The 6,411-nt window shown below is 73.5% G+C and carries 6 protein-coding genes; 5 read left to right on the top strand and 1 reads right to left on the bottom strand.

Going from position 1 to position 6,411, the window contains the following annotated elements; translation table 11 throughout:
• The 5 genes from ACY0I8_RS15130 to ACY0I8_RS15110 all read left to right on the top strand — a co-directional run.
• Positions 1 to 432 (top strand): thermonuclease family protein (locus ACY0I8_RS15130; RefSeq protein ID WP_461395407.1); only part of this gene is annotated, 432 nt, incomplete at its 5' end.
• Between the two features lie 36 nt (positions 433 to 468).
• Positions 469 to 1,839 carry a TackOD1 domain-containing metal-binding protein gene (locus ACY0I8_RS15125; protein ID WP_461395406.1) on the top strand — a complete coding sequence of 457 codons (1,371 nt, stop codon included), beginning with the start codon at positions 469 to 471 and terminating at the stop codon, positions 1,837 to 1,839.
• Positions 1,836 to 3,137: a glycosyltransferase family 2 protein gene (locus ACY0I8_RS15120; RefSeq protein ID WP_461395405.1), complete on the top strand. Its 1,302-nt coding sequence runs from the start codon at positions 1,836 to 1,838 to the stop codon at positions 3,135 to 3,137. The genes ACY0I8_RS15125 and ACY0I8_RS15120 overlap by 4 nt, the downstream gene beginning before the upstream one ends.
• Positions 3,131 to 5,083, top strand: coding sequence for a hypothetical protein (locus tag ACY0I8_RS15115; protein WP_461395404.1), 1,953 nt, complete (start codon positions 3,131 to 3,133; stop codon positions 5,081 to 5,083). Before ACY0I8_RS15120 ends, ACY0I8_RS15115 begins: the two co-directional genes overlap by 7 nt.
• 3 nt (positions 5,084 to 5,086) lie before the next feature.
• Positions 5,087 to 6,259, top strand: a complete 1,173-nt coding sequence (locus tag ACY0I8_RS15110) for an HlyD family secretion protein (RefSeq protein WP_461395403.1) — start codon at positions 5,087 to 5,089, stop codon at positions 6,257 to 6,259.
• Here the strand turns inward: ACY0I8_RS15110 and ACY0I8_RS15105 are convergent.
• The coding region (locus tag ACY0I8_RS15105; RefSeq protein WP_461395408.1) for an ATP-binding protein at positions 6,234 to 6,411 on the bottom strand (178 nt) is incomplete at its 5' end. The genes ACY0I8_RS15110 and ACY0I8_RS15105 overlap by 26 nt on opposite strands.

The raw sequence follows: 6,411 nt of genomic DNA, 5'->3' as shown, positions 1-6,411 counted from the left end.
TTCCCGGTGGAGATCGTGCACGTGATCGACGGCGACACCGTGGTGGCCCGGTGGGCGGGGCGGGAGGCCCACGTGCGGCTCCTCGGGGTGGACACCCCCGAGAAGGCCCGGGACGGCCGGCCGGCCGAGCCCTTCTCCGGCAAGGCCACCCGGTTCACCCGGTCCCTGCTCGCCCGGGCCACCCGGGTGGACCTCGAGATCGCCGGCGACCGGGTGGACGCCCACGGCCGGGTGCTCGGGTTCCTGTGGCTTACCCTGCCCGGGAGGACCGACCCCGTGAACCTCTCGGAGGAACTCCTCCGGGCCGGGCTCGCCCGGGCGATCCGGCACTTCGAGTACCCGGGGAAGGGTCGGTTCCTCCAGCTGGAACGGCAAGCGCGGAGCGAACGCCGGGGCCTGTGGGCTCAAGGCCCGCGGCGCGGCGCCCGATAAATCGATTTGGTTTGTCGCGCATCCTCCGGAGGACCCATGGCCTACCTGCTCGTCACCGACGTGCCCGACCCGCGGCTGCTCGAACGTCTCCAGGCCCGCGGGCCGACCCGCGTGGTGGCCGGAGACCGGGGACCCGACACGCCCGGCCCGGCCGACCGCGTGCTCCTCTTCCACGCCGACGACCGGCGGGTGTCGGAGTGGCTCCGGGCCCTCCGGCGCAATCCGGCCACGGCCCTGTGCCCCGTGGCCGCGGCCGAAAGCCCCGACGCCGACCGGGCCGCGGAGGACCGGATCTTCGCCGACGCCCTCTGGCCCCTGGGGGGCAGCGAGGCGGCCCTGGAACGCGCCCTCGCCCGGCTGGACCACCTGGCCGAGGCCGTGGGCGCCCTGACTCCGCCCGACCCCAAGGCCACCGCCACCCAACTGCGCGAGGTCGCCCTCCTGCGGTTCCTGACCACCCGGGGGCTCGAGCGCCTCGAACCGGTGCGCCACCCCACGGCGACCCGGGGGTACAACCTGCCGCTCGCGGGCCTGATCCTCGGGCTTCCCCGGGGCGAGGAGTTCGCCCTGTGCGAGGAACTCGCGGCCGTGGGACTTTTCGAAAGGGAGTTTCGCGACCGGATCCACCTGTGCCCTTACTGCGGCCACTACGCCATCAACTTCCGGGAGGTCTGTCCCTCCTGCCGGTCGCCCCGGATCCAGGTCGTCTCCAACGTACACCACTACCGGTGCGGCCACGTGGGCCCGGAGCCCGAGTTCCGGGACGGGGAGGACCTCGTCTGCCCCAAATGCCGCCGGGTGCTCCGGCACGTGGGGGTGGATTTCGACCGGCCGAACGAGGTGGTCCGGTGCCTGGACTGCGGGGCCGTGAACACCGAACCCGAGGTGGAGTGCCTGAGCCTGGTGTGCGGCAAGGTGTTCGGGCCCGAGGCCGCCCGGAAGTTCGACGTGGCCGCCTACCGGCTGACGGCCCGGGGAGCCGGCGCGGCGGAGGCCGGGCGGATCCCGGCGCGCTCGCTCCAGGAACTCCTCCACGAGCACCTCCAGACGGTGGACCCGGAGGCCTTCGAGGTCATGGTCCGGCTCGCCCGGCACCTGGCGGACCGGTACGAGCGGCCGTACAGCCTGGCCGAGGTGGCGGTCGGCGGCCGGGACCAGCTGCTGGATGCCGTGGGCCCGGTGGAGACCCTGCGGGTGCTCCGGACCTTTGCCGAGATCCTGCGGGGAAACCTTCGGGAGACCGACCCCGTTTGCCCGCTGGGGGAGAGCCGGTTCCGGGTGTTGTTCTTCGAAACCCCCGGCCCGGGCGCCCGCAAGGGCATGGAGCGAGCGGTCCGGGAGGTGGAGGAACGCCTCCGAGGGACCCCCCTTGGGCTCACGATCCGGTGGCTCGAGGAACGGCCGTGACCGGCTGGGAGGACCGCCTGCTTTCCCTGTTCGACTACCTGTTCGGCGCGGGGTTCGACCGGACGCTGCGCCTGTTCTGGCACTTCTTCTTCCTGGACTTCCCCCGGTATCTCGTGACGGACGTGCTCTTGATCGCCTACCTGTGGCTCTACCGCCCGGTGCGCCCCCGGCCGGCGGACGACGACGCGTTCGGTGGCCGAAACCCGCTCGTGTCGGTGGTGATCCCGGTGCTGAACGAGGAGGACACGATCTTCCGCACGGTCGAGTCCCTGCAGGACCAGACCTACCGGCCCATCGAGATCGTCCTCGTGGACGACGGGAGCACCGACCGCACCCCGGAGGTCTGCGCCGAGATCCAGAAGCGGTTCCCCAACGTGCGGTTCTTCCGGAACGTGGAGCGGGAGGGGAAATCGCCGGCCCTGAACCTGGGGGCCGGCTACGCCAAGGGGGAGGTGTTCGTGTTCGTGGACTCCGACACCACCTTCGACCGCGACGCCATCGCCCACCTGGTGAACCACCTGCGGGACCCGAGGGTCGGGTGCGTGGCCGGGAACGTGCGGGTGCGAAACCCGCGGGAGAACCTCCTCACCGAACTCCAGAACATGGAGTACGGGTTCGCCATCGCGGTGGGCCGGCGCATCCGGGCGGCCATGGGCACCCTGCCCATCGTGTCGGGCGCCTTCGGCGCGTTCCGGCGGGAGGTGTTCGAGGCCGTCGGGGGGTACGACCCCGGCCCGGGCAACGACTCGGACCTCACGGCCAAGTTCCGAAAACTCGGCTACCGCGTAAGCTTCGCGCCCGAGGCCATCTGCATGACCAACGTGCCCACCCGGCTGTCCGCCCTGTTCCGCCAGCGGCGCCGGTGGGCCCGGAATCTTGCGAAAAACCGGATTTTCAAGCACGGGGACGTGTTCAGCCCGTTTCGGGCCGTGTGGCGGCCCGAGAACGCGGTGTCGAGCGCCGACAGCGTGTTCTTCCACGTGGTCCTGGCCTTCACGTCCCTCGCCTACCTCATCGACATGGTCCTCCACTACCCCTCGATCCTCCCCTGGGTGATCCTGGGAAACTACGTGCTCTACTTCCTGGCCGAGGTGTTCGAGGCCGCCGTGATGATCGGGTTTTCGGAGCGGCCCGGCATGGACGCCCGGAGCCTCGTCTACCTGCCCCTTTTCAACCTCTACAAGCGGCTCCTCAAGTTCGCCCGGGTGTCCGGGTACCTGGAGGAGATCCTGTTCAAGGGGTCCTACCGCGACCCCTTCGCGCCGGCCAAGGTCCGGCCGAGGATGGACCGATGGTGAGGGGCGTCGCACAGCGGTGGGTGATCCTCCTGGCCCTGGGGCTCGCCGCGGCCGCCCGGGCCGGGGTGCCCGACGACCTGGCCTGCCGGCCCGAACTGCGGGAACTCGATGCCCGGCTCGAGGAGGTCGAGGCCGAACTCGAGGCGACCCGCTCCACCCTGTGGGAACTCCGGGGGTCGTACTTCTACTACCCCGACCCGAACCTCTCGGAAGAGGACCTGACGGGCACCCGCCAGCGGGCCGACCTCTACCTGCGCTATCCCCTGTGGGAGCGGCTCCGGGCCCTGCCGTCGCACCGGGCGGCCCTCGAGGCCGAGGTCGCGGCGCTCCGGGCCGAACGGGACGAGCGGATCCGGGAGATGCGGCGCACGGCCCGGGTCGCCGCGGCAAGGCACCGCCGGGCCGAAACCCTCGCGGACCGCTACCGCGGGCTCGCCCGTGACCTGGAGGCCGAGGCGGCCCGGCGGGAGGACCTCTGGCTCGACAAGGTGGTGCTGCTCGAAGACGTGCTCGAGGCACGCCGCGAACGCGACCGGGCCTTGGCCGAGGCCGCCCGGTGGGAGGCCGAGGCCCGGGAGGCCCGGGAGGAACTCCGGGCCGCCTCCTGCGGCCAGACTCCTGAGATCCCCGAACTCGGCCCCGTGGTCTTTCCGGATCCGGCCTGCGCCCCCCCGCCCGACCCTCCGGCCTCCCTCCTCCTCCGGGCCCGGGCCGAGCGGGAGGCCCCCCGCCCCGGGAGCGGGGCCCGGCTCGACCTCGAGGCCGGGTACACCTGGGAGGAGGACGTGGACGACGGGCTCCAGGGGGGTAGCCGCATCGGGGTTCGGTTCGTCTGGCCCTTCGGGGCAAGACGGGCGCCCGTGGGAGAACCCCGGGCCCGCCGGTGGGAGTCCCGGGCGCGGGGGGAGGCCGCCCGGGAGGCCCAGGCCCGGGTGGCCCTGTGGGCCCGCGTCGAGGCCCTCGAGGCCGAACGCCGCCTGGCCGAGACCGAGGCCCGCCTCGAAGCCGAACGCCGGCGGACCCGGGCCCTGCGGGGCGAAACCGGCCCTCCCTCCTCCGGAGACCCTCTCGAGCGGGCCTGGGACGTGTACCTGCGGGCCCTGGAACTCCAGGCCCGGCTGTTTCCGGACGGGCCCCCGGCCTGCGACCGCCCCCCCAAGGCGGTGTTCCCGGTGCCGGCTCCGCCCGCCGTGCCCAGGAAACGCCCCCCCCGCGAGGCGTACGTGTGGGGTGGCCCGTCGGCCCTGGGAGACCCGGAGGACGTGGCGGCGTTCTGCCGGGCCAAGGGCATCAAGCGGCTGTACGTGTCGCCGGGCGGGGAACCCCTCGACCCCTTCTCCCCCACCTGGGAGCGGATCATCGGGGACCTGGCCGACCGGGGCGTGGGGGTGCACCTGCTCCTCGGGGAGAACCGGTGGGCGCTGCCGGGGGAGATCGCCCGGTTTCGGAGGCGCCTCGCCGACTTCGAGGCCTTTCAGCTCGCCGCGCCGCGGCCCTTTGCCGGGCTGCACCTGGACGTCGAGCCCCAGGCCCTCGACGCCTGGGACGACCGGCCCGGAGAACTCCTCGAGGGCCTCGCGGCCGTCGTCGAGGCCGCCCGGGAGGCGGTCGGAGCCCTTCCGGGGCGGCCCAGCCTCACCGCCTCCCTCCCCGTGTGGCTCCACGAAAGGGCCGCCGCCGAGATCACGGCCCGCATCGCCGCCGCCTTGGACGGCGTGGTCGTCATGGCCTACGGAACGCCCCGGAGCGAGCGAGTCCGGGCGGCGGCCATGGCCTGGGCGCCGGCCCCCGCCTGGCCCGCGATCAACGCCCGGGAGTTTTCGACCGAGGGGGACCTGGAACGGGAGATCCGGCGGATCACGGCCCTGTGGCCGGACGCCGAGCGGGTGGCCGTGCACGACTGGCAGGCCTGGCGCCGCATCGCCCAGGTCCCGGCAGGAGAGTGACCCATGCGCTTGACCAAGCTTCGCCCGCAGGTCCGAAGCCCGTCCGAACGGGAGCGCCGCCGCCTTTCCATCGGGAAGGTGGTGTATTTCGGGATTCTCGCCGCCGTCGCCCTCGTTCTCCTCCGGCTCGGGTTCCGGAAGCTCTGGTACGTGGAGGGGAACGGCTTCGTTCGGGGCACCTCGGCCCTCGTGCAGACGGTGGACCGGGGCCGGATCCTCTGGTCCGGGGTCGAGGTGGGGGCGACGGTCTCCCCGGGCCAGGTGCTCGCGCGGATCGGCCGAGATGAAGCGGCACCGGCGGCCCTTTCGCCCTCCCCCCCGGACGCGCGCGCCGAATGGCAGGCCGAGGTCCGCCGGCTCGAGGCCCGGGTGCGGGACGAGGTTCGGGACGCCCGCGAGCGCCTCGACAAGGAGATCCAGGGCCTCGAGGACCGCATCGCCGACCGGGAACGGCGCCTGGCCGAACGCCGGGCCGAGGCCGAGGCGGCCGCCCTCCGCCGGGAGGCCCAGGAGGCCGAGGCGGCCCGGTGGCGCCGGCTCTTCGAACTCGAGGCGATCCCCCTTGGCGAGTATCTTCGCAGGACGGCTGCCCCCCCGCCTGCCCCTTCGGCAGATCCCGTCGTTTCGGCGTTGGAGGGGGAACTGGCCCGGCTTCGGGAACGGCTTCGGGAGGTCCGGGGGCGGCGTCCCCGCGCGTCTGCGGAAACCCTGGCCCGGCTCGCCGAGGCCCGCCGCCGGGCCCAGGCCGAGCCGGCCCCGCCGGGCCCATCCGCGAAACCGGGGGGTGGGGAAACCCCGCTTCGGGCCCCCATCGGCGGGGTGGTGGGCGAGGTCTTCCGCCGGACGGGGGAGGTGCTCCTGGAAGGGGAGCCCCTGGCGCGGATCGTGGACCCCAGGTCCGTGTACGTGGAGGCCTGGTTTCCTCCCGAGCGCCAGGCCCGGCTGAAACCGGGCACGCCCGTGACCCTCGTGTTCGTTTCGGGGGAAACCGGGACGGGCACGGTGGAGCAGGTGGATCCCACCGTGACGGACGTGCCCGCGGAGTACCAGAAGCGGTACGAACCCCTCCAGAGGGCCGTCCGGGTGCGGGTGCGGCCCGCCGACCCGGTTCGCTACGCCGGGGCCCTCGACGCCAAGGTCTGGGTGCGCGTCACCCGGTTCCTTCCCGGCGAGTGACCGGTGAGGCCGGCAGGGCCACCCCGACCCGGGTGCCCCGGCCGGGGGCCGAGTCGATCCGCACGGCCCCGCCGACGGCCCGGGCCACGCCCCACACCACCGAGAGCCCCAGGCCCCGGCCCAGGAACTTGGTGGTGAAGAACGGGTCGAAG

This window comes from Deferrisoma sp. (assembly GCF_054681715.1).
Note: the sequence above shows the minus strand (reverse complement) of the source record. Positions and strands in the feature narration are given on the sequence as shown.